Annotated in this window: 24 protein-coding genes and 1 tRNA gene; 7 read left to right on the forward strand and 18 right to left on the reverse strand. The window is 64.6% G+C overall.

Annotation, left to right across the window (positions count from 1 at the left end; all coding sequences use genetic code 11):
• Positions 1 to 14: 14 nt before the first annotated feature.
• Positions 15 to 818 (reverse strand): SDR family NAD(P)-dependent oxidoreductase, encoded by an 804-nt coding sequence (locus ACFDR6_RS05780; RefSeq protein ID WP_375857717.1) that lies wholly within the window; start codon positions 816 to 818, stop codon positions 15 to 17.
• A 432-nt stretch (positions 819 to 1,250) separates the two neighbouring features.
• Between ACFDR6_RS05780 and ACFDR6_RS05785 the strand changes: the two genes are divergently transcribed.
• A complete protein-coding gene (locus ACFDR6_RS05785) occupies positions 1,251 to 1,886 on the forward strand; it encodes a TetR/AcrR family transcriptional regulator (protein ID WP_212083283.1) in 636 nt (211 codons plus the stop codon).
• Positions 1,887 to 1,958: 72 nt separating this feature from the next.
• Here ACFDR6_RS05785 and ptsN read toward each other — a convergent pair whose 3' ends face one another.
• The 10 genes from ptsN to ACFDR6_RS05835 all read right to left on the reverse strand — a co-directional run bounded on the left by ptsN (position 1,959) and on the right by ACFDR6_RS05835 (position 12,349).
• Positions 1,959 to 2,420 (reverse strand): PTS IIA-like nitrogen regulatory protein PtsN, encoded by a 462-nt coding sequence (gene ptsN, locus ACFDR6_RS05790; protein ID WP_027514736.1) that lies wholly within the window; start codon positions 2,418 to 2,420, stop codon positions 1,959 to 1,961.
• Between the two features lie 227 nt (positions 2,421 to 2,647).
• A complete protein-coding gene (gene hpf, locus ACFDR6_RS05795) occupies positions 2,648 to 3,247 on the reverse strand; it encodes a ribosome hibernation-promoting factor, HPF/YfiA family (protein WP_212083280.1) in 600 nt (199 codons plus the stop codon).
• Positions 3,248 to 3,444: 197 nt separating this feature from the next.
• A complete protein-coding gene (gene rpoN / locus ACFDR6_RS05800) occupies positions 3,445 to 5,067 on the reverse strand; it encodes an RNA polymerase factor sigma-54 (RefSeq protein ID WP_375857718.1) in 1,623 nt (540 codons plus the stop codon).
• Positions 5,068 to 5,157: 90 nt separating this feature from the next.
• Positions 5,158 to 6,165 carry an LPS export ABC transporter ATP-binding protein gene (lptB, locus tag ACFDR6_RS05805; protein ID WP_375857719.1) on the reverse strand — a complete coding sequence of 336 codons (1,008 nt, stop codon included), beginning with the start codon at positions 6,163 to 6,165 and terminating at the stop codon, positions 5,158 to 5,160.
• Between the two features lie 220 nt (positions 6,166 to 6,385).
• Positions 6,386 to 7,114: an LptA/OstA family protein gene (locus ACFDR6_RS05810; RefSeq protein WP_375857720.1), complete on the reverse strand. Its 729-nt coding sequence runs from the start codon at positions 7,112 to 7,114 to the stop codon at positions 6,386 to 6,388.
• Positions 7,115 to 7,119: 5 nt separating this feature from the next.
• On the reverse strand, positions 7,120 to 7,848 hold the full coding sequence (gene lptC / locus ACFDR6_RS05815) for an LPS export ABC transporter periplasmic protein LptC (protein WP_212083242.1): 729 nt from the start codon (positions 7,846 to 7,848) through the stop codon (positions 7,120 to 7,122).
• 134 nt (positions 7,849 to 7,982) lie between these two features.
• Entirely contained in the window at positions 7,983 to 8,597 is a 615-nt protein-coding gene (locus tag ACFDR6_RS05820; protein WP_375857722.1) for a ribonuclease D, read from the reverse strand.
• A 103-nt stretch (positions 8,598 to 8,700) separates the two neighbouring features.
• Positions 8,701 to 10,023, reverse strand: coding sequence for a UbiA family prenyltransferase (locus ACFDR6_RS05825; protein WP_375857723.1), 1,323 nt, complete (start codon positions 10,021 to 10,023; stop codon positions 8,701 to 8,703).
• Positions 10,024 to 10,219: 196 nt separating this feature from the next.
• Positions 10,220 to 10,768 carry a hypothetical protein gene (locus ACFDR6_RS05830; protein WP_375857724.1) on the reverse strand — a complete coding sequence of 183 codons (549 nt, stop codon included), beginning with the start codon at positions 10,766 to 10,768 and terminating at the stop codon, positions 10,220 to 10,222.
• 18 nt (positions 10,769 to 10,786) lie between these two features.
• On the reverse strand, positions 10,787 to 12,349 hold the full coding sequence (locus ACFDR6_RS05835) for a hypothetical protein (RefSeq protein WP_375857725.1): 1,563 nt from the start codon (positions 12,347 to 12,349) through the stop codon (positions 10,787 to 10,789).
• Positions 12,350 to 12,766: 417 nt separating this feature from the next.
• On the opposite strand from ACFDR6_RS05835, the gene ACFDR6_RS05840 reads away from it, so the two are divergent.
• Together ACFDR6_RS05840 and ACFDR6_RS05845 are read left to right on the forward strand one after the other, a co-directional pair.
• Positions 12,767 to 14,038, forward strand: coding sequence for an MFS transporter (locus tag ACFDR6_RS05840; RefSeq protein WP_375857726.1), 1,272 nt, complete (start codon positions 12,767 to 12,769; stop codon positions 14,036 to 14,038).
• Positions 14,039 to 14,245: 207 nt separating this feature from the next.
• A complete protein-coding gene (locus ACFDR6_RS05845; RefSeq protein WP_212083218.1) occupies positions 14,246 to 14,731 on the forward strand; it encodes a lysozyme inhibitor LprI family protein in 486 nt (161 codons plus the stop codon).
• Between the two features lie 61 nt (positions 14,732 to 14,792).
• Here ACFDR6_RS05845 and ACFDR6_RS05850 read toward each other — a convergent pair.
• Positions 14,793 to 14,879 (reverse strand) — tRNA-Leu (locus tag ACFDR6_RS05850).
• 152 nt (positions 14,880 to 15,031) lie between these two features.
• Between ACFDR6_RS05850 and ACFDR6_RS05855 the strand changes: the two genes are divergently transcribed.
• Positions 15,032 to 15,997 (forward strand): complex I NDUFA9 subunit family protein, encoded by a 966-nt coding sequence (locus ACFDR6_RS05855; protein WP_317241712.1) that lies wholly within the window; start codon positions 15,032 to 15,034, stop codon positions 15,995 to 15,997.
• Positions 15,998 to 16,054: 57 nt separating this feature from the next.
• On the opposite strand, the gene ACFDR6_RS05860 is transcribed toward ACFDR6_RS05855, so the two are convergent.
• From ACFDR6_RS05860 to ACFDR6_RS05870, 3 genes are all read right to left on the reverse strand, one after another.
• The gene (locus tag ACFDR6_RS05860) at positions 16,055 to 16,795 is read right to left on the reverse strand and encodes an SDR family oxidoreductase (protein ID WP_375857727.1); all 741 of its coding nucleotides are present in this window, start codon (positions 16,793 to 16,795) and stop codon (positions 16,055 to 16,057) included.
• Positions 16,796 to 16,798: 3 nt separating this feature from the next.
• A complete protein-coding gene (locus ACFDR6_RS05865) occupies positions 16,799 to 18,124 on the reverse strand; it encodes an FAD-binding oxidoreductase (RefSeq protein WP_375857728.1) in 1,326 nt (441 codons plus the stop codon).
• Positions 18,125 to 18,224: 100 nt separating this feature from the next.
• A complete protein-coding gene (locus ACFDR6_RS05870) occupies positions 18,225 to 19,031 on the reverse strand; it encodes an undecaprenyl-diphosphate phosphatase (RefSeq protein WP_317241716.1) in 807 nt (268 codons plus the stop codon).
• A gap of 169 nt (positions 19,032 to 19,200) precedes the next feature.
• Between ACFDR6_RS05870 and ACFDR6_RS05875 the strand changes: the two genes are divergently transcribed.
• Positions 19,201 to 19,893 (forward strand): glutathione S-transferase family protein, encoded by a 693-nt coding sequence (locus ACFDR6_RS05875; protein ID WP_317241717.1) that lies wholly within the window; start codon positions 19,201 to 19,203, stop codon positions 19,891 to 19,893.
• Entirely contained in the window at positions 19,842 to 21,017 is a 1,176-nt protein-coding gene (queG, locus tag ACFDR6_RS05880; RefSeq protein WP_375857729.1) for a tRNA epoxyqueuosine(34) reductase QueG, read from the forward strand. The genes ACFDR6_RS05875 and queG overlap by 52 nt, the downstream gene beginning before the upstream one ends.
• Here the strand turns inward: queG and ACFDR6_RS05885 are convergent.
• Entirely contained in the window at positions 21,014 to 21,202 is a 189-nt protein-coding gene (locus tag ACFDR6_RS05885; RefSeq protein ID WP_375857730.1) for a hypothetical protein, read from the reverse strand. The genes queG and ACFDR6_RS05885 overlap by 4 nt on opposite strands.
• Here ACFDR6_RS05885 and ACFDR6_RS05890 point away from each other — a divergent pair.
• A complete protein-coding gene (locus tag ACFDR6_RS05890) occupies positions 21,201 to 21,998 on the forward strand; it encodes an acyl-CoA thioesterase domain-containing protein (RefSeq protein ID WP_375857731.1) in 798 nt (265 codons plus the stop codon). The genes ACFDR6_RS05885 and ACFDR6_RS05890 overlap by 2 nt on opposite strands.
• Positions 21,999 to 22,008: 10 nt before the next feature.
• Here the strand turns inward: ACFDR6_RS05890 and ACFDR6_RS05895 are convergent, their stop codons facing one another.
• The gene (locus tag ACFDR6_RS05895; protein ID WP_375857732.1) at positions 22,009 to 22,476 is read right to left on the reverse strand and encodes a nuclear transport factor 2 family protein; all 468 of its coding nucleotides are present in this window, start codon (positions 22,474 to 22,476) and stop codon (positions 22,009 to 22,011) included.
• 133 nt (positions 22,477 to 22,609) lie between these two features.
• A complete protein-coding gene (locus ACFDR6_RS05900; protein WP_375857733.1) occupies positions 22,610 to 23,410 on the reverse strand; it encodes an alpha/beta hydrolase in 801 nt (266 codons plus the stop codon).
• Between the last annotated feature and the right edge of the window lie 237 nt (positions 23,411 to 23,647).

The following is a 23,647-nucleotide window of genomic DNA, read 5'->3' on the forward strand; positions in this document are numbered from 1 at the left end:
TTGGTTGACCGCGCTCACATGCCCATGCCGCCATCGACCGGCAGTCCGATGCCGGTGATGAAACGCGCTCGGTCCGAGCACAGAAACACCGCCGCGTCGGCGATGTCGCCGACTTCCGCCAGCTTGCCGAGCGGTGTCTGCTCCACCACCGAACCGACCGCGGCGTTGACGTCGGGTGCCAGACCGATCTTCACGATGTCATTGGCAAGCTGCATGCCCATGTCAGTCGGGATCAGACCCGGATAGATCGCGTTGACGCGCACGCCGAAGCCAAGCTTGCCGGATTCCATCGCGCCGACCCGCGTCATGCGGTCGACCGCGGATTTGGTGCCCGAATAGACCGCGATGCTCGGGAAGGCGATCGTTGCCGCAACCGAGGCGATGTTGACGACGGCGCCACCTTTGCCGGCCGGCCCGCCCGGGCGCATGGCGCGGAAGGCATGCTTCATGCCGAGCACCGTGCCGACGATGTTGACGTCGCACATCCGGCGCGCATCCTCGGCCTTGACCTCGGAGATCAGCGAGGTGATCTCGATGCCGGCATTGTTGATCAGGATGTCGTAGCCGCCGAGCGTCGCGATCGTCGCAGCGGCCGCTTTCTCCCACTGCGCATCGTCGGTGACGTCGAGATGCACGAAGCCGGTCTTCACACCGAGCTTGGCAATCTGGCCGGCACTGTCCTTGCCGACGTCGTCGAGGATGTCGCCGATCATGACCGCCGCGCCGGATCGCGCCAGTGCCTGTGCAATAGCGGCTCCTATGCCGCGTGCTCCGCCGGTGACCAAGGCTTTGCGGCCATCAAGGCTCTTCTCACTCATCGCACGTCCTCCCTTTGCTGATCTCTTGGATCGATTTTTTGGATTGCTGTTCTGGACTGATTTTCGCTGATGACCGGTGCGTGCTGCGATCGGCAGCACGGTGCCGGCGCAGTGGCGCAGCGGCATGCGAGTCCGTTCCGGCGGCACGGCGCCGGTGGGTGCATTTCCTCCATTTGCGGTCGTCTTGACGACTGTCCAAATTCTCGGTGGCACACTCCTCCCGCAGCTTGACAGTTGTCAAGGAGAAAATTTGACAGTTGTCAAAGAGGATGGTCTCTAGAGCGCGATGAGATCGGACGAATCCTCATCGCGCTTTAGGTCATGTTTGAGCATGATCTTTTCGGAAAACCGCTTCGCACTTTTCCGGATCATGCTCTAGACGATGACGGGCGATGTGATCGTCGTGACGAAGAGACGGGAGACAGCGCGACAATGGCGCGGCGAGCGACAGGAGCGGCGAAGCGTGAGGCCGTGGGGGAGGTCGTGCGGGACGAAAAGTTCAACGCGCGACGGATCGAGCTTGCCGAGGCCGCGCTCGAAACGCTTGGCGAACTCGGCTTCGCACGCACCAGCCTGCGCGAGATCGCGCAGAACTCGGCCTTCACGCACGGCGTGTTCCACTATTATTTCAGCGACAAGCTCGACCTGATCTGCTGCTGCGTCCGTCACTATAAGGCGAGGTGCGTGACGCGGTATGACGATGTCGTAGCGACGGCAACGAGCCGCGAGGAGTTGCTCGAGGGCTTCCTCGCCAAGCTCGCAGCAACGTTGCAGACCGAAGCCCGCATGCACCGTCTCTGGTACGATTTGCGCTCGCAGGCGATGTTCGAGGCGGCGTTTCGCGAGGATGTGCTCGAAATCGACAAGAGCCTCGAAGCGATGATCTGGCGCATCGCGTCCCGCTACGCCGACTTCGCCGGCAAACGGCCGGCGTCGTCGCCCGCCGCGCTCTATGCGCTGTTCGACGGTCTATTTCAGAGCGCGCTGCTCAAGCACCTCGCGGGTGACAGGACGGCGATTCCCGAATTGCTCGACGAAGTCCGGCGCCTGCTGCCGACGGTCTGCTGAAGCGCCGCAGCCGCGGTCACGACGGCGTGGCCGAAGATTCTGTCAGGGAATGGGCATGGCGAATGCGAGGCGTTACGCCGCCGTCGCCGGCGGCAGCGCCAGCACCGAATAGATCGCCTGGGCGTCGCGAGAGGCGCGGAGCTTCTTGGCGATGTCCTGGTCGCGCAGGAGGCGGGCGATGCGAGCGAGCGCCTTGAGGTGATCGGCGCCGGCGCCTTCGGGGGCGAGCAGAAGGAAGACCAGATCGACCGGTTGGCCGTCCATCGATTCGAAATCGATCGGACGGTCGAGCCGCGCGAACAGGCCAAAGATCTTTTCGAGCTTGGGCAGCTTGCCGTGCGGAATGGCGACGCCGTAGCCGACCGCGGTGGTACCGAGCTTCTCCCGCTGCAGCAGCACCTCGAAGACGGAGCGCTCGTTCTGGCCCGTCAGCTCGGCGGCCTTGGCCGCGAGCTCCTGCAAGGCCTGCTTCTTGCTGTTGACCTTCAATGCCGGGAGAATCGCCTCGGGTGCGACCAGATCGGTAATCGGCATGGAGGCTTTCCGAGGTGAATTAGACCGTCAGGTTCCGATTTGGCCAGCTTGATAGACCAAGCTGAGCCGGCGTCAATAACATGAAGCAGGAGGGGGACTTAGCCAAAGTCCTGCCAAGTCCAGATGTGGGGGGCTTCTACTCCAACGCAATGCCGGTGCCAACTCCCGCGTGCGGCTTTGCCACGGTCATTGTTAAGGGCCGGGATCGTACGGGCTCCCGCCTCCTCCTAGCCGGCCTTGCCATCGACCTTGGCCCCCGGCGGATCGATCCAGCCCACATTGCCGTCCGCCCGGCGGTAAATGATGTTCACCCGGCCCGAAGAACCATGCTGGAAGACCAGGCAAGGCGCTCCGCTGAGATCGAGTTCCATGACCGCCTCGCTGACCGACAGCGGCTTCAACGAGGTGGTTTGCTCGGCGATGATGACGGGGCTGTAGCCGGTGACTTCCTCTTCGCCCTCCGGCGCCTCCAGCACATAGCTCGTCGCATCGAGCGCGGCCATCGCCTCGGAGGCGACGTGGGCCTTGCGGGCGGAGCGGTCCTTGAGCCGGTTCTTGTAGCGGCGCAGCCGCTTCTCGATCATCACCAGCGCCTGGTCGGCACTGGCATAGGCGTCCGGCGCGTTCGAATCGGCCTCCAGCGTGATCCCCGAATCGAGGTGCAGGGCGCAATCGGTGCGGAAGCCGAAGCCGTCCTTGCTGAGCGTGATGTGGCCGGAATAATTGCCGTCGAAATATTTGCGCAGCACCTCGTCGGTGCGGTCGGCGACGCGGCCGCGCAGGGCCTCACCGACGCTGATGCTCTTGCCCGAAATCCGAAGAGTCATGGATGCCTCGCTTGGTTTGCTCCTCAGCTGCGACGATGCGTCATCGCCGCTGAAGTCGTTCCCTGCGCATGATCTTCCCACGAACCCTTGCCGCGTTCGTGGGGAGAGGAAAACGCCGTGCACTTTTCCAGATCATGCGCGCGCCTGGATCGGTTGCAAAGGGATGCCGAGAGTAACGCGATTTCGCGCCAGCGCAATCAGGCCGGTTCGGGGTTGCGGGAACGATCGGACAAGGCGGTGGAGAGGACGTTACCAAGAGCGCTCTGCTTGTCGCGGCGGCGTTGCACCGAGGAGGGGATGCGCATGGCTTCGCGGTACTTCGCGACCGTGCGGCGGGCAATATCAATGCCCGAGGCGCGCAAGCGTTCCACGATGGTGTCGTCCGACAGGATCGCGGCCGGCTCTTCCGAATCGATCAGCTGCTTGATGTGGTGGCGCACGGCTTCGGCGGAATGCGCCTCGCCGCCGTCGGCGGAGGCGATCGAGGCCGTGAAGAAATATTTCAACTCGAATGTGCCGCGATTTGTCGCCATGTATTTGTTGGCGGTGACGCGCGACACCGTGGATTCGTGCATCTGGATGGCGTCTGCGACGGCCTTCAGATTGAGCGGACGCAAATGCGCCACGCCGTGGGTGAAGAAGCCATCCTGCTGGCGCACGATCTCGGTTGCAACTTTCAGGATGGTGCGGGCGCGCTGGTCGAGCGCGCGCACCAGCCAGGTCGCGTTCTGAAGCGCGTCGGTGAAATAGGACTTGTCGCCGTCCTTGCCGATCTTCTTCGAGAGCTGGGAATAGTAGGTCTGATTGACGAGCACACGCGGCAAGGTGTCGCTGTTGAGCTCGACATGCCAGCCGCCGTCGGGACCCGGACGGACATAGACATCGGGCACCATGGTCTGCAGACGCGCCGAGCCGAACTTCATGCCGGGCTTGGGATTGAGGCGGCGAATCTCGCCGATCATGTCGGCGATGTCCTCATCGTCGACGCCGCAGATCTTGCGCAAGGCCACGATGTCGCGCTTGGCGAGGAGATCGAGATGCTCGACCAGGGCCTGCATGGCGGGATCATAGCGGTCGAGCTCGCGGAGCTGGATCGCAAGGCATTCGCTCAAGTTGCGCGCACAGACGCCGGGCGGATCGAATTTCTGCAGGACGGCAAGGACGCCCTCGACGTCGGCTTGCGATGCGCCGAGACGCTCGGCGGCCTGGCCGAGATCGCCCGGCAGATAGCCGGCCTCGTCGACGAGGTCGATCAGGTACTGGCCGATCATGCGCTGCGCGGGACCCGTGAAGGCGACCGAGAGCTGCTCGGCGAGATGGTCCGACAGCGTCATCTCGGCGGCGACGAAGGCTTCGAGATTGTAGTCCTCGTCGCCGGAGGCGCCGCCGCCCCATTCGGTATAGGTGGTCGGCGCTGCGTCCTGGGCATTGCGCGCCGCGGTCTCGGCCGGCTCCTCCGAGAAGACGTTGTCCAGGCCCGTGTCCAGGGTCTGCTCGATCTCGGCGCGGGTGCCGAGATCCTTACTCATCCATTCTTCCTGGCCCGGCTCGAACGCTTCGCCCGGACCACCGCCCGGCTCGTCGCTATGGCTGCCACCGAAATCGTCGCTATCGCCGTACGGGCCGGCCTCGGCCGGGGCCTCGCCCGCGGGGGCCTCGTCATTGGCCCGTTCCAGCAGGGGGTTACGCTCGAGCTCTTCTTCCACGAACGTCGTGAGATCGAGATTGGACAATTGCAGCAGCTTGATCGCCTGCATCAGCTGCGGCGTCATCACCAGCGACTGCGATTGTCGGAACTCTAATCTCTGCGTAAGCGCCATGAAGCAAGAACCGATCCAAAAAGTTGGTCCGATTTTTGCTTATCCTAGTCGGAGCCCGATGTACACGTCTTGACGAAACACAAAAACGGGCTAAAGGCGGAATTCCTCGCCAAGGTAAAGGCGGCGCACGTCCGGATCGGCGACGATCTCATCCGGGCTCCCCTCGGTCAAGATTTCACCGGCATAGACGATATAGGCGCGGTCGGTGAGGCCGAGCGTCTCGCGGACATTGTGGTCGGTGATGAGCACGCCGATGCCGCGATTGGTGAGATGGCGGACGAGATCCTGGATGTCGCCGACCGCGATCGGGTCGATGCCGGCGAAGGGCTCGTCGAGCAGCATGTAGTTCGGACGCGTCGCCAGCGCACGCGCGATCTCGACGCGGCGCCGCTCGCCGCCGGACAGCGCGATCGACGGCGATTTTCGCAGCCTTGTGATGTTGAACTCGTCGAGCAGCGAGTCGAGCTGTTGCTCGCGCTTCTTGCGCGAGGGCTCGACCACTTCGAGCACGGCACGGATGTTCTGCTCGACGGTGAGGCCGCGGAAAATCGAGGCTTCCTGCGGCAGATAGCCGATCCCGAGCCGCGCGCGCTGATACATCGGCAGCTTGGTGACGTCGTGGCCGTCGAGCTCGATCGCGCCGTGATCGGCCTTGATCAAGCCGGTGATCATGTAGAACACGGTGGTCTTGCCGGCACCGTTCGGGCCGAGCAGGCCGACCGCTTCGCCGCGCCGCACATAGATGCTGACGCCACGCACGACCTGACGGCTGCCGAAAGCCTTTTTCACGCCATGCACAGCCAGGAAGCCCGGACGCTTCAGAAGCTGCGGTGCGTCCGCGCCATTGGACCTGGCGGCAGCCCTGACAGGGTGAACCGCCTGCGGACGCGACTCGGCTTGATAGTCGTCCTGGTAGTCACCCTGGAACTGGTCGGGCGCGTGCAGCGCCTGGTCACGGGCCGTCGGCGACACGTCCCGGATCGGGCTGGTCACGAGCCCGCCGACGCCGTCACCGAGCGCGGTGATGTCCTGACGCGCAAATCCTGGCCGGCCGCGCTTGGCGGGGCGCCGACGGAACATGCTGAAGAGATCGACCATCCCCGCCTTCTAGCCTTTCGCGACGATCCTGCGCGAATTCGCGCGATCTGCCGCAGCGGCCTTTCGATTCGCCGATGCAGCATGAGTGAAGGGATGCCTCATGCCCAGTGAAACACGCCCAAAAGCGGCGGACCCGCTCCGAAAGCCCTGCGCGCTAGATACAGTCTCGCCGGCCAAGCTTCAACCTCGGTTCGGTCGCATCCGAACCAAGCCATTGAGTTCATTTCGGTTTGCTTGCACCGGGCAGTTGCAGGGGCGGCGCCCCGCCGGGCTTGGCCTGTCCCCCCTGGCCGCAATCACTGCCAGCACCCTGTGGCAGCAGGACCTGAACCCGACCGGTGTCCGACTCCACGCGAGACACGCCGGTCGTCATATCGACCTTCAGCCGGTCGCCGCGCATCACGTTCTTGCATTGCGTCATCACGACTTGACCGGAGCCGCCGCCGAACATGGTGATGAGGTTGGTCCTGGTGTCGAACACGGCCGTTTCGCCCGTCACCACCTGATCCTTCTGGGTGACCACGACGTTGCCCCGCGCCTCGAGCCGCTTGATCGAGGAGCTTCCGCCGGGTCCCGGCTGCGCCGATTGCATCGGGGCGCCCTTGGTCCCCTTGGCCGCAGGCTGGGCCGTGGCCGGCTTGTCACCGCCACCCGAGTCGTAGAACACCACCAGCGTCTTCGAGGTCATGGTGGTGTCGCCCTGGATGACCTTCACGTTGCCGGAGAAGGTCGCCTCCTTCTTCTTGTCGTGCATCTCGAGCGCGGCGGCCTCGATCTGGATCGGCTGATCGCGGTTCTGCGTAAAGCCTTGCATCGCGTTGGGCGGAGCCTGCATGGCGCCTTGCGCACGCGCCGCACCCGTCGCGGCCAACGCGACGCCGATCGCAAGTCCCGCCGCACCAAGAATGGCGCTTCGCTGATTGAGGTCGCGCGAAAAAAAGCCGGGCATGAAAATCACTTTGAATTGGCAGACTTGTTCTGAGGCGTACGTGTCTTCGCCGGCGGCGCGGGCTCGGATGGCGCAGGCTGCGCGGCGGCGGGCTCATCGAGCCTGTCCAGATGCATCACCACATTGCCCTCGAAGCGGATGACGTCGCCACCTTCGGTGATGCGCAATTTATCCGCGGTCAGCGTGCCGTTGGTCAGCTTGACGTCGACGCGCTCGTCCGAGGAAACCGTGCCCTTGTTCATGTCGACGAAGGCGGAGTTCAGCCGCGCCTCGTAGCCGGTGGACGTCCGTAGGAAGATGTCCTTGTGCAGATCGAGCTGCTGCTTCTTGTTGTCGAAGCGGCCGGTGCGGGCATCGAGGAACAGGGTGGATTGATCCTCCATCAGCACTTTCGCGCGCAGGTCCTTGAGATCGACACGATCGGGGGCGGTGACGTCCTGGGTCGCGGTCTTGGCCCAGAGCTCGTAGGGGCGCTGGTCCGGCGTGAAGCCGGAAAGATGCGGCGACTCCATGGTGATCTTGGTGCCCGACACCACCATGTTTTCGACCGTGAGCGGCAGCTCCGGCATCCGGAATTTGTTGAAGAACGCGATGTAGATGATCACCGCCATGGCCACGACCACCGTCGCCGGCACCGAGACGCGTAGAATCCGCACCAGGCGGCTGTGGCGCGCCGCGCTGGCAAACTTCGCCGCAAGCGCGGCGTCGTAGGTGGGATTATGGGCCGAATTCACGGGGTTCCTGAGGTGTCGCTCGCCTGATCCGGTTGAAAGGCGCCCTATTGTACCCGTCCGCGCCAAAATATGCAGCCCGCGACAGGCTGTTATGAAAGTGTCCGAAACGCGGCGACAACTCCCTCCAGGAGGCTTCAGGAGTGCGCGAAAATGTCCTCCTCCGCCCAACCCTCGAGGTCGAGCAGGGCACGGGTCGGCAGGAAGTCGAAACAGGCCTTGGCAAGCTGGGTGCGACCTTCCCGCACCAGCATGGCATCGAGCCGCTCGCGCAGGGCATGCAGATGCAGCACGTCCGAGGCGGCATAAGCGAGCTGCGGCTCGGTCAGGCTGTCGGAACCCCAATCGCTGGACTGCTGCTGCTTGGAGAGATCGACATTGAGCACCTCGCGCACGAGGTCCTTGAGGCCATGGCGGTCGGTATAGGTGCGGGTCAGGCGGGAGGCGATCTTGGTGCAGTAAATCGGCCCGGTCATGACGCCAAACGTCTGGTACAGCACCGCGACGTCGAACCGCGCGAAGTGGAAGATCTTGGTGTTGGCGGGATTGGCCAGCAGCGCCTTCAGGTTCGGCGCATCGGTGTGGCCCTTGGGGATCTGCACCACGTCGGCGCTGCCGTCGCCCGGCGAGAGCTGCACCACGCAAAGCCTGTCACGGTGCGGGTTCAGCCCCATGGTCTCGGTATCGATCGCCACCGCTCCGGTGTAGCGGGACAAGTCGGGCAGGTCGCCGCGGTGCAGGCGTACGGTCATGGCGTTTCAAAACCTCGGGTCGAATCGGTTGCTTCGGCACAATAACGAATTCGGATTGCCCGCGATGTAGCCATTGCCGGCGGGCCGCGCAAGCACGGCTCGGTCAGATCGCGGCCAGCATGATGCAGATCATCGCCGCGACCGTGATCCGGCTGGCGCCGTCGCGGAAGGTGTAGAGAATTGGATCATCCGGCATCTCGCGGCGATGCGCCATCATCAGGGCGCGGCCGAACCAGTAGAGCAGCAGCGGGTTGAGCAGCCACAGCATCCAGGGCCGGCTGTACAGCGGCGTCACCGCGCTCGAGGAGACGTAGAGTGAGAACACGGTCACCGCGTTCATCGCGCTCGCCGCCGCCATCGCGCCGATGACATGCAGATCGGTGATGCGATAGTCGCGGTTGGAGGGATCGGCGAGGCCCGCGCTCTCGCGCATGCTGAGCTCGCTGAAGCGCTTGATCAGCGCCAGCGAGGTGAACACGAACAGCGAGAAGATCAGCAGCCATTCCGAGAGCACCACGCCGACGCCGACCGCGCCGGCCACGATTCGAAGCGTGTAGAGACCGGCGAGCGTGACGATGTCGACCAGCATCTTGCGCTTGAGCACGAGCGAATAGGCGATCGTCGTGGCGAGATAGGCGCCGAGCACGCCGAGGAACAGCGGCGAGATGCAGAGCGCGGCTGCGGCCGCGAACAGCCACAGCGCGGGGATCGCGAGCAACGCGGACGAGATCGGCAAGTCGCCGGCCGCGAGCGCGCGATGGCGCTTGGTCGGATGCTGCCGGTCGGCGGCGAGATCGAGCAGATCGTTCATCAGATAGGCGCCCGACGCGCAGGCCGAGAACGCCAGGAACGCCAGCATCGCGGAGCCGAAGCTGGCAAGGTTCAGCTGATGCGCGGTGATGACAGGCACGAACACCAGCGTGTTCTTGGCGTATTGATAGACGCGCAGCGCCTTCGCCCAGGTCTTGAGGCTGGCTCTGCTTCTGTCGCGGTTTTCGACGTGCTCGATGGAGGCACGATCGAACGGCGGGCTGCCCGCAGCGAGATCGGCCGGGGTGACGACGCCATCAAAACCGAGATGCGTCGCGATGCCGGCGGCGTGCTCGGCGAAACGATCCGCGACCAGGTAGATCTTCCCGCCCCGCGCCCGCGCCGCCAGCGCCCGGTTCAGCACGTCGGAATCATAGGGCAGATGGGCGTAGTCGATCTCGGCCCGCGCCAGGATATCGGTGAGCGCCGCCATGCCCGGTCGTCCACCGGCACCGAAGCGGGCGAGCATGAGGGCGGGCCGGCTGAAGAGCGCTTCCATCAGCAGCTCCGAGCGCAGCAAGGCGCCTTCGAGATCGATGACGAGCGTCCGCGCAGCCGCCGGGGCTGCCGACGGGGTCGATGCGCTAGAATCGTATTGCCGGGCAGGCTGCTCCATCCGAAAGCGCTTCTGGTGACCTCAACATGACGGCATTCAGCCGGGGGAGCAGGGAAATGGACGGCCGCGAGCCTAGCGGGCATTCGCTAAGGGCGGCTTAATCGGGGCTGCAGGAGCAGCGGAAACACGGTTTGGAGGCGCCCGTCAGCTCGGCGACAAATGCAGCCTTATCAATGAGATAGTCCCAAGCAAACGCTCATTGCACCTTCTTCTGCGCAGGCGGGGCCGGCTTGACGGGCGCCACCTGGGCTTGCGGCTGCGGCGCTGCGGATTCCGGCGTGGCGATCGCGATCGCGAACAGACGCCATTGCCCGCCCACGACCTGAAACGTGAGATCGAACTGGATCTGCTGCGGCCGGGTCGGAATGTAGCCTGCAAGGCGCAGCATTCCGCGCGGATCGAGCGCCGGCGCCTCGCTGAATTGCGGCGCCAGCAATGCCGCACCATAGAGATCGAAGTTGCGGCGCCGCAGGTCGAGAAAGTTCAGCCCGAGATCGGCGGCGGTGTTGCGTGCCTGGAAGTCGGGCGCGGCGAGGTCGCGCAGCACCGTGTAATTGCCGGTGCGGTTGGCGTCGTTCAGCGTGAGCAGCGTCGAGCGGATCAGGTAGAGTGCCTTCTCCAGCGTGACCGGCAGCGACGATTGCGCCGGGGCCGGCTCGGGCGTCTTCTGCTGAGCCATCGCCCCGTCATTCGCACTGGGCAGCAGTAGCACCAGTGCGATCAGGGCTCGCGCAATCAATTGCATGGAACGGCCCTGCTGCCTTCACCAGCCGACGCGCATGCCGACGCGGCCGCCCAATCCGCCGCCATTCGTGCCATAGGTCAGCCCGCCACTGGCCTGCACGTGCTCGCTGACGCGCAGCGCCGCGCTCATGGAGAGCGCATTGGTGTTCTGGAACGTTCCCCAGTTCATGCTCATCGCGATCTTCTCGGATGGCATCAGCCACGGCGAGCCGGACATCGCAAAGGCCATCGCGACACCGTTGATCGCCTTGCCGGTCCTGCCGTCGAGGTCGTTGAGGCGGGCATTGATGCTCGCGAGTTGGCTGTTGATGCCCGCGATATCCGCGGGGCTCGCAAACCCGAGCGCACCGAGCGAGGTGGCGGCGAGATTGCCGGCAGCGTCCGTCGTGACGAGCTGCACCGGCCCGGACTGCGCGGCCGCGCTCGCTGCCGAGGTAACGCCTGACATCGTGTAGGTGTTGCTCGCCGTCCCGTAGACCTGCTGGTTGGCGCGCGTCGCGGTTGCGCCATTGCCGATCGCAGTAGAGTTCGCGAAGGTTGCCGATGCGCCATTGCCGAACGCCGACGAATTCGCGCCGGTGGCGTTGGCGCCGTTGCCCACCGCGGTGTTCGCCACACCGTTTCCGTTCGCCTTGGCGCCGTTTCCGATGGCGGTGTTGAAGCTGCCGGTGCCGCTTGCATCGGATTGCGCACCGTTCGCGACATTCCCCGAATTAGCGCCGTGGGCATGCGCCTGATAGCCGGTCGCCGTGTTGAAGCTGTTGGTGCCAAACGCGACGGCGGCGTTGCCGGTGGCGACGTTGTTGCTTCCGGACCCGCTCGCGTTGGTATTCACGCCGGTCGCGATATTGAAGCTGTTGTCGCCGGTCGCGTTGGAGTTGGGGCCGGTCGCAATGTTGGCGCTGCCGTTGCCGAAGGCGTTGGCGTTGGTCCCCATCGCGGTGTTGGCGCTGGCGTCGCCGTAAGCCCTGGCGACAAACCCGGTCGCAACATTTCTGCTGTTGTTGCCGGAGGCATTGGAACTGCGCCCTGTCGCGACGTTCCTGCTGTTGTCTCCGTTGGCCAGGGCGGTCAGCCCGGACGCAAGATTGCCGCTGTTGTTGCCGCTGGCGTTGGCGCCCGCGCCGGCCGCGATATTGGTACTGTTGTCACCGCTGGCTTGCGCGTTATTTCCGGACGCCATGTTTTTGCTGGCTTCACCGCTGGCAATGGCTCCCGCTCCGGTCGCGCTGTTGAAACTGTTGTTGCCGCTGGCGTTAGCATTGTTTCCCGTCGCGGTATTGGAGCTGCTGTGGCCGCTGGCATTGGCGGAACCGACGGCAATATTGCTGCTGGCATTTCCGTCAGCGTAAGCGCCGCTCCCGATCGCGGAGTTGTTGCTGCCCGCACCCGGAGCGGAGGCGGAGGGCCCGCAGGCAAAATTGCCTCCAGAGCCGGCCGCACTGGCGCCTTGATCGGACAAGGCACCATCCACGCAGACGAACTGGGCTCGGGCTTGCGGCGCGCCGGCACAGGCCGCGATCGCGGCAAGCAATGCCGTCGCGAAACAGGCGGCGATTCGCGCGCGCAACGAAATCATCATGTTGGTCCCCCCACCCCGTCTTCCAACCTTGCGACCGGCAAGTGGCGCGAAGAACGAAGACCGCCGTCATTTCCAGCCGCGGCCACCACAGCGCAAATGCGATTGACGCTTCCGGGGCACGCGACATTCAAAGCATGCGGGCCATGGCCTTGGGAAGACGCCGATGCGCGACGGATCGCGCGGCATTCCGTCCCCCCATATTCATGGGGTGCGGGCCGGTGCGCTCGGCTTCTCAATCCGCGCACTCTCTTTTGGCAAAGAAGCCGGACGGCTCGTCGGGCGGGGGCTGTTGCCCGGATCCCACAAGCCGGCGCGAGTTCAGGTTTCCGGCAGGATGAGAGCTATTCAACCCGTGAAAATCGTGCCGGCCCACCCCATCTGCCAGTTTCTCTCCCCGCTCCGGACGAATCGAGACCCATGACCGAACAGACGCTCGCTGCGCCGATCGACGACCCATCGAAACGCCCGCGCGGCTTCTCCCGCTATCAGGCGCTTCTCATTGCGCTGCTCGCGTTCACGCAGTTCACCATCATCCTCGACTTCATCATCATGTCGCCGCTCGGCGCCATCCTGATGCCCGCGCTCGACATCACGGCCGGGCAATTCGGCATCGCGGTGTCGGCCTACGCGTTCAGTGCGGGCATTTCGGGGGTGCTGGCCGCGGGATTCGCCGATCGCTTCGACCGCAAGCGCCTGCTGCTGTTCTTCTATGTCGGCTTCACGCTCGGCACCATGCTGTGCGCAGCGGCGCCGAACTACCATGTGCTGCTGATCGGCCGGATCGTGACCGGGTTGTTCGGCGGCGTAGTCGGCTCCGTCGTGCTGGCCATCGTCACCGATTTGTTCGCGCTGCATCTGCGCGGCCGCGTGATGGGCTTCATCCAGACCGCCTTTGCCGCGAGCCAGGTGCTCGGCATTCCGGCCGGGCTGTTTCTCGCCAATCACTGGAGCTGGCATGTCTGCTTCATCGCGATCGTCATCGTGTCGATCGCGGCGATCGTCATCATCGCGTTCGCGATGGAGCCGGTCGATGCGCATCTGAAGCTGAGGCAGGACAGAAACCCGTTCCGCCACCTGGTCGCGACGATCGGTGAGCCGCGCTATACGCTGGCCTTCGCCGTCACGACATTGCTGGCGACCGGCGGATACATGCTGATGCCGTTCTCCAGCGCCTTCACCGTGCACAATCTCGGCATCGACATCACGCATCTGCCGACGATCTATCTCGTCTCCGGCCTGTTCAGCATCGTCACGGGACCGCTGGTCGGCAGGGCCAGCGATGCGTTCGGCAAATATCCGACCTTCGTGTTCGGCTGCGTGATGACCGTCATCATGGTGCTGATCTACACCCATCTCGGTCCCGTCTCACTCACGACCGCGATCATCGTGAACGTGCTGATGTTCATCGGCATCTTTTCACGGATGATCCCGTCGCAGGCGCTGATGTCGGCGATCCCCGATTCCACCCAGCGCGGCTCATTCAGCGCGGTCAGCGCCTCGCTCCAGCAGCTCTCCGGCGGGCTCGGCTCGGTGCTCGCCGGCGCTATCATCGCGCAAGGGCCCGACGGCGCGCTGATCCATTTCGACCAGATCGGCTACGTCGTCGTCACGACGACGATGGTCACGCTGGTGATGATGTATTTTGTGCAGAAGGCGGTGGCGGAGCGGGCGGGGAAGAGGATTGTGTGAGGGAGGCGGTTCACAGGTACCTGTCCCGCGCGTGCGACGAGAGCGCCATCTCTATCGATCTCAGGCAGATCCAATCCTGTTCCACCTTCAGGTGAACCAACGCGGCGCCTTCCATGACCAAAGTTGCATGTATCACCTATTGGTCGAGAACCTCGTGAGTCGGGTCAAGACGCATTCGCAGGCATTGATCGAAGAGGGCGTTGTCCAATGAAGCTCAAACTTGCCGCCGCGATGCTCGCCGCAAGCCTCCCGCTCGCATCGATGGCTTTCGCCCAGGGCGCCGCGCCAGCCGAACTTGCAGTGATCGATGGCTGCCTGAAGACCGCGGAGAAAACCGGCGGTTTCGGCGGCGCGTGCGTCGGGCTCGTCGCCGACCCCTGCATCAAGGCGGCAGATGGCGCGAATGACGACGTCGCCAAATGGAAAGCCTGCGCGGCGCGCGAACTCGCCGTTTGGACGCAGAAAACCAGTGAGGCGCTCAAGAAGGTCAAGGCCGGCGGGTTCACCGATGTGATCAAGGCCGCTGAGGAATCCCAGAAAACGTTCGCCGCCTCGCGTGATCGCTTCTGCGCGGCCTTCGACAAGGTCGATCCCGGCATGTACAAGGGCGGCGCGAGTTACTGCCGCCTGCGCGAGACCGCGAACCACGCGCTGAGCCTGATCAAGCTCGGCGCTGCGGTGAGCGAGCACTGAGAGGGATCCTGGACCGCGGACCCACCAACCCTCAGATTTCGGGAGGGATCTAAGGCAAAGATGGTGCCCAGGAAAGGACTCGAACCTTCACGGCCGTTAAGCCACTGGCACCTGAAGCCAGCGCGTCTACCAATTCCACCACCTGGGCATGCCGTTTGGGGCACGGAGGCGGTTACTACGGTTCGGTGACGCCGTTGTCAATTCATGCTTGCAGCCCGGTTCGGGATGCCGATTGCGCATCGCAAACCGGCCCGATACAAGCCTGACAGACGCACTCTTTTTTCCGCAGGAACGGCTCCCATGGCATCGAATCTGGAAACTCTCGTCACGGTTTTCGGCGGATCGGGGTTTTTGGGCCGGAATGTCGTCCGTGCCCTGTGCAAGCGGGATTACCGGGTCCGGGTCGCGGTGCGGCGGCCGGAACTCGCCGGCTACCTCCAGCCCTCCGGCAAGGTCGGACAGGTCCATACCGTGCAAGCCAATTTGCGCTACCCGGCCTCGGTCGAGGCGGCGCTGCGTGATTCGCATGCGGTCATCAACCTCGTGGGCGTCCTGACCGAGAGCGGCGCGCAGACCTTCGACGCGGTCCAGGCCCGGGGGGCCGAGACCGTCGCCAAAGCGGCGGCCGCGGCCGGCGCCGAGCTGGTACATGTCTCCGCAATCGGCGCCGACGCCGAATCGCCCTCCCACTACGCCAAGGCCAAGGCGGCCGGCGAGGCGGCGGTCAGGGCCGCGGTACCGTCGGCGACGATCTTCCGCCCCTCCGTGATGTTCGGGCCGGAAGACCAGTTCACCAACCGCTTCGCTGCGCTCGCCCGGATGTCGCCGGTGCTGCCGCTGGTCGGCGGCGATACCAGGATGCAGCCGGTTTATGTCGGCGACGTCGCCACCGCGATCGCCGAGGCTGTCGACGGCAAGGCCGTCGCGGGCGCGACCTACGAGCTCGGCGGGCCCGAGGTGCTGACGATGCGCGAGATCATCGAGACCATCCTCGAGATCACCGACCGCGAGCGGATGCTGGTGCCGCTGCCGTTCGGCCTCGCCCGCTTCAAGGCCGCTTTCCTGCAATTCGCGCCGGGCGCGTTCAAGCTGACGCCGGACCAGGTCACGATGCTGGAGCGCGACAATGTCGTGTCGGACGCGGCCAAGGCAGCAAGCCTGACGCTGGAAGGGCTCGGGATCACGCCGGATTCGCTGGAAGCGATCGCTCCGCAATATCTCTGGCGCTTCCGCCCGCAGGGCCAGTTCCAGCGCAAGAGCGCGTGAGGTTCTCACCTCTCCGCTTGCGGGAGAGGGAGCGCTCCGCGCTGCCTGGCTACGGCGTCAAAACTTCAGCTTCTTGAACACCGCTTCCGGCAGCGCCTTGATGATCAGCATCACGAGGCGCCATTTGCCGCTGACATAGACGACGTCGTTCTTGTTCTCGACGGCGTTCAGGATCGCATCACCGACCACCGGCGCCTCCACCGTGAGCGGGCCGATCAGCTTCATGCCCTCCGTCATCCTGGTGCGGACGAATCCGGGCTTGACGGTGACGACGTGCACGCCGCCGCGGCTGGCGCGGGCGCGCAAGCCGGAGAGGAACGCGGAAAAGCCGGCCTTGGCCGAACCGTAGACATAGTTCGAGGCCCGGCCGCGATCGCCGGCCACGGACGACACGCCGACCAGCGTCCCGCTGCCGCGCGCCAGGAATCTTTCCGCGAACAGGCCGAGGATCAGCGCGGGGCCTTCGTAGTTCGAGCGCATGATTGCTGTGGCGTGGGCAAGGTCGCTCTCGGCATTCTCCTGCGTCCCGAGCAATCCGACGATCGAGACGACGACGTCCGGCAATGCCGGAAGGCTACCGACAAAGCTTTCGAACGAGGCGGTGTCGAGCACGTCGAATTTGTAGAGACCTACCTCGACATTGTAGCGCGCGCGCAGATCGGCGGCGTCAGGCTCCAGCGCGGCGACGTCGCGGCCCGCGAGCCCAACATCGTATCCGGCTTTGGCAAAAGCGCGCGCCGCGGCGCGGCCGATGTCGGAGGAGCCACCGAGCACCAATACAGACTTGCGTGACGTCACGGCCTAGACCTCATCGAACAGACGCTGTGAAAGTTTCGATCGGATGTTGCCGGCGGGATCGAGCGATTTGCGGATCGCGTTGAAACGCTGCAGGGCAGGATAGCCGGCCTCGAAGGTCGCGCGCGACTGGCGGGCGTCTTTCGCCAGATACAGCCGTCCGCCGGCGGCGACGACCAGACGATCGATCTCGTCGAGGAAATTCAGGATGTCGCCCTTCATCGGGAAATCCAGCGCCAGCGTGTAGCCGGGCAGCGGGAACGACAGGATACCGTCGCCCTGGCCGAGCTTCTTGAGCACGGCGAGGAAGGAGGCATCGCCGCGCCGTGCGACGCGATCGAGGATCTCGCCGAGCACGGCGCGCGCGCCAGATTCCGGGATCACGCATTGATGCTGGAGGAAGCCGCGCTTGCCATAGATGCGATTCCACCCACCGATGCCGTCGAGCGGAAAGAAATACGGATAGAGCGAGACCACATGGCTGCCACCGGCGCGCCGCGCGCCCATGCGGTAATACAGCTCGTTGAAGGCGCGGACGCTGGTGCGGTTCAAGGCCATCGACGGCAGATCAACGGGCACGCTGAGGCTCGGATCCTTGCCCACCGGAAATGCATCGGCGCCGTCCGCCAGCTCGTCTTTGCCCGCATGCTCGCCGAGATAGATCAGCGAACGGCCGAGATGGCGCCCGCGTGCCACGCAGTCGATCCAGGCCACCGAATAGGTCGCGTCATCGCTCGCCTCGAGCGCGCGCATCGCCGCATCGAGATCGGATGCGGAGATCACCCGCTCGCGGATCCACCCGGTCTCGACCCGCCGCAGCCGCACGGTCGCTTCCAGCACGATGCCGGTCAGGCCCATGCCGCCGACGGTCGCGAAGAAGGCGTCGGAGTTCTGCTCGCGCGAGGCCTCGATGACCTCACCCTGTCCAGTGCGCAACAACAGGCTGTCGACATAGCGGCCGAAGCCGCCCTCGCAATGATGGTTCTTGCCGTGCACGTCGGACGCGATGGCGCCGCCGATCGAGATGAAGCGAGTGCCGGGTACGACGAAAGGCAGGAAGCCGCGCGGGCCAAAAGTGTCGATCAGGTCCGACAGCAGCACGCCGGCCTCCAGGCGAATGCGGCCCGTCACCGGATCGAACGACCTGACCCGGTCGAAGCCGGTCATCGCGACGGTCCTGACAGCACCGATCGCGGCATCGCCATAGGCGCGGCCGTTGCCGCGCGCGACCGTGCCGGCCGCGACAGCCTCGCCGACCGCCGCGAACGAGCGCGGCCGCAGCAGGTCGCTATCGACGACCGGGAAGCGCCCCCAGCCGCTGACGAGGGTCATGGCTCAGCTCCTGTGCCGGGCGCGCGCCGCCCGGCGATGGAGACTGACTAGCGATCAAAAGCTTATTTTGCGTTGAAGGCGCGAGGAAGTTTTCGAGAAGTTAACGCCCCAGCGCCAGCGCGATCAGCCCGAGCGTGCCGACGATGACGCGCCACCAGGCGAACACCACGAAGCCGTGCCGGGTGACATAGGTCAGAAACGTCTTCACGACGATGATCGCGGTGATGAACGAGACCACGAAGCCGATCACGACGATGTTGATGTGATCCATCGTCATGTCGGCGCGGCTCTTATAGAAATCGTAGGCGAACGCACCGATCATGGTGGGAATGGCGAGGAAGAAGGAAAACTCCGCCGCCGCGCGCTTGTCGGCACCAAGCAGCATCGCCGCTACAATGCTGGCTCCGGAACGCGAGACGCCCGGGATCATCGCCACGCACTGCGCGATACCGATATAGAGATACATCAGCAGCGGAAATCTGGTGGCCTCATGCTCGCGCGGCTTGAGGTCGAGCTTGTCGACCCAGAGCAGGATGGCGCCACCGACGATCAGCGTGAAGCAGATGACCCACGGGTTGAACAGCAGGAGCTTGATGTACTTGCCGGCGACGAGGCCGACGATCACGGCAGGCAGGAACGCCACCAGCACGCCGATCACGAACCGGCGAGCATAGGCATCACCCGTGAATACGCCGATGACGACATCCCACAGCTTGCGGAAATAGAGCCCCACGATGGCGAGGATCGCTCCGAGCTGGATCAGGACCGTAAACGAATCCCAGAAAGCGCCTTCACCGAGATGGAAGAACCGCTCCGCAAGCAAGAGGTGGCCGGTCGAGGATACGGGAAGGAACTCGGTCACGCCCTCGATGATGCCGAGGATCACTGCCCGTACTGCATCTGACATATTTACGGTCCATTTCGGCTGGAAAAGCGGGGCCCTTCTCGCCTATTCGCCCCCATGCCGCAATCGCAAAATGCGACATCACGCTCTTGCTTCGCGGTTTTGAAGGACTAGTGTGGCGCCGCACAAACATTGATGGATTCTTAAGCACCATCAAATAGTCAAAGGCTTCATGTTTACGCTGTTTCATCATCCGTTCTGTCCGCATTCGCGCTTCATCCGTCTGATCGCGGGCGAATACGGGCTCGACCTGAAACTGGTCGAAGAGCGCAGCTGGGAGCGGCGAGAGGCGTTTCTGTTGCTCAATGCGGCCGGTACGACGCCCGTGATGGTGGACGATGAGCAGCCGCCGATCCCGGGTGCGGCGATCATCGCCGAATATGTCGACGAGGCCTATGGTGCCGAGATGGGACCCAAGCGCCTGATGCCGGAAACGATCTCCGAGCGCGTCGAGGTGCGCCGGTTGATGGCGTGGTTCAACGAAAAGTTCTTCGAGGAGGTCTCGCACCCTCTCGTCACCGAACGCATCTACAAGCGCTTCATGAGTGAGGAGAACGGCGGCGGGCCACCTTCGGCCGACGTGATGCGTGCTGCCAAGGCCAATGTGCGCTATCATCTGGCCTATATCGGCTGGCTGGCGCAGACGCGTAATTTCCTCGCCGGCGACCGCCTCACTTACGCGGATCTCGCCGCCGCGGCGCACCTCTCGGCGATCGACTATCTGGGCGACGTGCCATGGAGCGAGGACGATTCAGCAAAGGCGTGGTACGCGCGGGTGAAGTCCCGCCCGTCGTTCCGTCCGCTGCTGAGCGAATGGCTGGCCGGCGTGCCGGCGTCGCGGACCTACGTGGACCTGGATTTCTGAGCGCCGACCCGACTGCACTGAAAACCGCGCTTGCGCGCGAAGCGCGCGCGCTCGGCTTCGATTGCATCGGCGTCACACGACCCGGCACGATCGAGAACGCCGGAAAATACTTCCTCGAATTCATCGCCTCGGGCGGTCACGGCGACATGGACTGGCTCGCCGCCCAGCCGGAGCGCCGCGTCGACCCGCGCGGGCTGTGGAGTGACGTGCGCAGCGTCATCATGCTTGGCGTCAATTACGGTCCCGACTCCGATCCGCTCGCGGTCCTCAAGCAGCGCACACGCGCGGCGATCTCGGTCTATGCGCAGAGCGACGACTATCACGACCTCATCAAGAAGCGGCTGAAGGCGCTGGCCCGCTGGCTGGTCGCAACCGCGCCGTCGGAGGTGAAGGTGTTCGTCGACACCGCGGCGGTGATGGAGAAGCCCTTGGCGCAAACCGCGCATCTGGGCTGGCAGGGCAAGCACACCAACCTCGTCTCGCGCGAATTCGGCTCGTGGCTGTTTCTCGGCGCGATCTACACCACGCTGGAGCTGCCGCGCGACGACGCCGAGATCGATCATTGCGGCTCGTGCCGGGCCTGCCTCGACATCTGCCCGACCGCGGCGTTCCCCGCGCCTTACAAGCTCGATGCGCGGCGCTGCATCTCGTACCTGACCATCGAGAACAAGGGGCCGATCCCGCGCGAGTTTCGCAAGGCCATCGGCAACCGCATCTATGGCTGCGACGATTGCCTTGCGGCGTGTCCCTGGAACAAGTTCGCGCAGGAAGGACGCGAGGCCAAGCTCGCCGCGCGCGACGAATTGCGCGCGCCCGGACTTGCAGAGCTTGCGCGGCTCGACGACGCCGCGTTTCGCGCGCTGTTCACGAAGTCCCCGGTCAAGCGCATCGGCCGCGACCGGTTTTTGCGGAACGTGCTGATTGCGATCGGCAACTCCGGTGACGTCGCGCTGGCGTCGGAGGCGCGGCGATTGCTCGATGATGCGAGCCCACTGGTGCGCGGGGCGGCGGTGTGGTCGCTGGGGCAGTTGCTGGAACGGGCGGCGTTCGAGGCGATGAAGTCTACCGCTGCGAACAGCGAGCCCGACGAGAGCGTGCGTGAGGAGTGGCGGGCTGCTTCCTAATTCTCCGCTGTCATTCCCCGCGAAGGCGGGGAATCCAGTACGCCGCGGCCTATCGATTCTATCACTGCTGCCGCGGCGTACTGGATCGCCCGGTCAAGCCGGGCGATGACACCTTTTGTTTGGCGGGCATACACGCTCTCACCACCCTTGATTTCCCCATCCATTCCCGCAATCTCGCGCGTCATGACAAACATTCCTTTCTTCACCCGCGACGGCGACACATTCCATCCGACGGAAGTGGCCAACGGTCCGTGGGATCCGACATCGCTGCACGGGCGCGTCATCATCGGCCTGCTCGGCTTCGCCATCGAGGAGCACCATTCCGGCCCCGAATTCGTGCCGGCGCGGCTTACCGTCGACATGTTTCGGCTGCCCACCATCGACAAGCCGATCGAGGTGACGACGCGCCTGGTGCGCGACGGAATGCGCATCCGCGTGGTGGAAGCAGAGTTCGTCTCCGACGGCGTCGGCATGGCGCGCGCCTCGTGCCAGCTGCTACGCAAGACGCAAAACCCCGAAGGCAATGTCTGGTCGCCGCCGAACTGGGATGCGCCGAAGCCGGCCGACATTCCCAAGCCCACCGACCCCAGGCTCGGCATGAACGGCAAATGGACGACGCGTCCCATCGTCGGCCATATGGGCTCGCTGGGTCCGCGCCGGCTGTGGATGAGCGAGGTGCGCGAGCTCGTTGCGGGCGTGCCGATGACGCCGTTCGTCCATGTCGCTACCGGCGCCGATTTCGCCAGCCCGTTTGCGAACGCCGGCGACAAGGGACTCGGCTACATCAACAGCGACGTGACGATCTATCTGCACCGTCTGCCGGTGACGAGCTGGATCGGCTTCGAGGTGGTGAACCATCACGCCACCGACGGCGTCGCGATCGGCGAATGCTGGCTCTACGACGAGCAGGGCCCGATCGGCACCGCGACGGTGGCGGCGCTGGCGCAGCGAAAGCCGATCGTGAATCCGTCGAAGCGGTAGAGTCGCGCGCCTACGTCAGATGCCGGCGCATCTCCGGCCGCGCCTTCAGCTCGGCGCCCTGCCTGGCGACGATCTTCGCAATTCTTTCAGGCGCAAACTTGAGATCGACGAACGCCGGCGCGGTGTTGGCGACCTCGTGATAGCTAGCGATCTTGCCGTCCTTCAGCGTCATGATCGCCACACCCTCGAACATCGCCCGCGCGCCGTTCGCTTCCGGCAGGGTCGAACGATAGCTGAAGGTGTAGCGCGCATAGAGCGTGGTGCCGTCCGACACGGGCTCATGCATGTCCCAGCGGAAATCGGTCGCCGTGCGATAGAACCAGTCGTCGATCAACTCGGCGATCTTGGGGCGGCCGGTGAAGGCGCCGTAGAAGACGTCGTGATACACGCCGTCCTCGGTGAACAGCTCGGCAAACGCGCGGCCGTTGCGCTGCTCGACCGCATCGCAGAACGCGCGCAGCATGGCGGTGGTGGTCATTGGAGCGTCTCCCTTCTCGTTCTCCGTCATGCCCCGCGCAGGCGGGGCATCCAGTACGCCGCGGCTTTTCGGTTCTATCGCTGCCGTCTCTGGAATACCGGATTGCCCGCCTTCGCGGGCAATGACAGCGAGTTCACCCGATCTCGGCGACCGCGGCAAGAAGGCGCGCGATGTCCTGCGGGCGGGAGAGGCGATGATCGCCATCCTGGATCATGGTCAGCACGACGTCGTCGGCCGGCAGGCGGTGCGTCAGCGCGAAGGCGTGCTGCCAGGGCACGTCGGGATCCTTCGCGCCCTGCAGGATGCGGACCGGGCAGCCGAGATCGATGGCGCTGCCGAGCACGAGATGATTGCGCCCCTCCTCGATCAGGTTTCGCGTGATCGGGTAGGGCGAGCCGTCGCCATAGTCCGACGGCCTCATCCAAACGCCCTTGGCCTCGATCTCCCGCTTCACCGCGGGCGAAAAATTCTTCCACATCAGCTCTTCGGTGAAGTCCGGCGCCGGCGCGATCAGCACGAGCCCGGCAAGCGAGGCCTTGGCTTGTTGTTTCTCTTGCCGCTTCTTGATCTCGCGCGCGAGCAGCAGCGCCATCCAGCCGCCCATGGACGAGCCGACCAGGACCTGCGGGCCCTCGCAGAACCGCTCGAACACAGCCACGCTCTCTTCGAGCCAGCGCCCGATGGTTCCATCGGCGAAATCGCCGCCGGATTCGCCGTGACCGGAATAGTCGAACCGGACCATTGCGCGACCGTGCTCCCGGGCCCAGCCGTCAAGTGCCACGGCCTTGCCACCCTGCATGTCCGACTTGAATCCGCCCAGCCAGACCAGTCCCGGACCTTTTCCGGCGCGGCGGCGCACCGCGATCCTGCGTGCCGACGGGCCCTCGCCCACTTCGATGAAGTCAGGCACGGCATCGGGAATTATATCGGTCATGGAACGTTTACTCTGGCTGTGCGGTTTGACCTCTCCGGGGTGCCTCCTGCGACGCACCCGGATGCGGCATTGGCCGTTTGGGACGCTTGCGGAACAGACGCAAGGTGTCTATGTCGGTCAGCGTGCCCAGGCGTGGCCAAAATACCTCGCATTTGAGGGTTTTTCGCGTCTCGCACGAGCGACTTGCTTGCCGGCAACCGCATCTTCCTTCAAGATAGCCGCTTCTTTCACAACTTT

Source organism: Bradyrhizobium tunisiense (genome assembly GCF_042263385.1).
Taxonomy (GTDB): domain Bacteria; phylum Pseudomonadota; class Alphaproteobacteria; order Rhizobiales; family Xanthobacteraceae; genus Bradyrhizobium; species Bradyrhizobium tunisiense.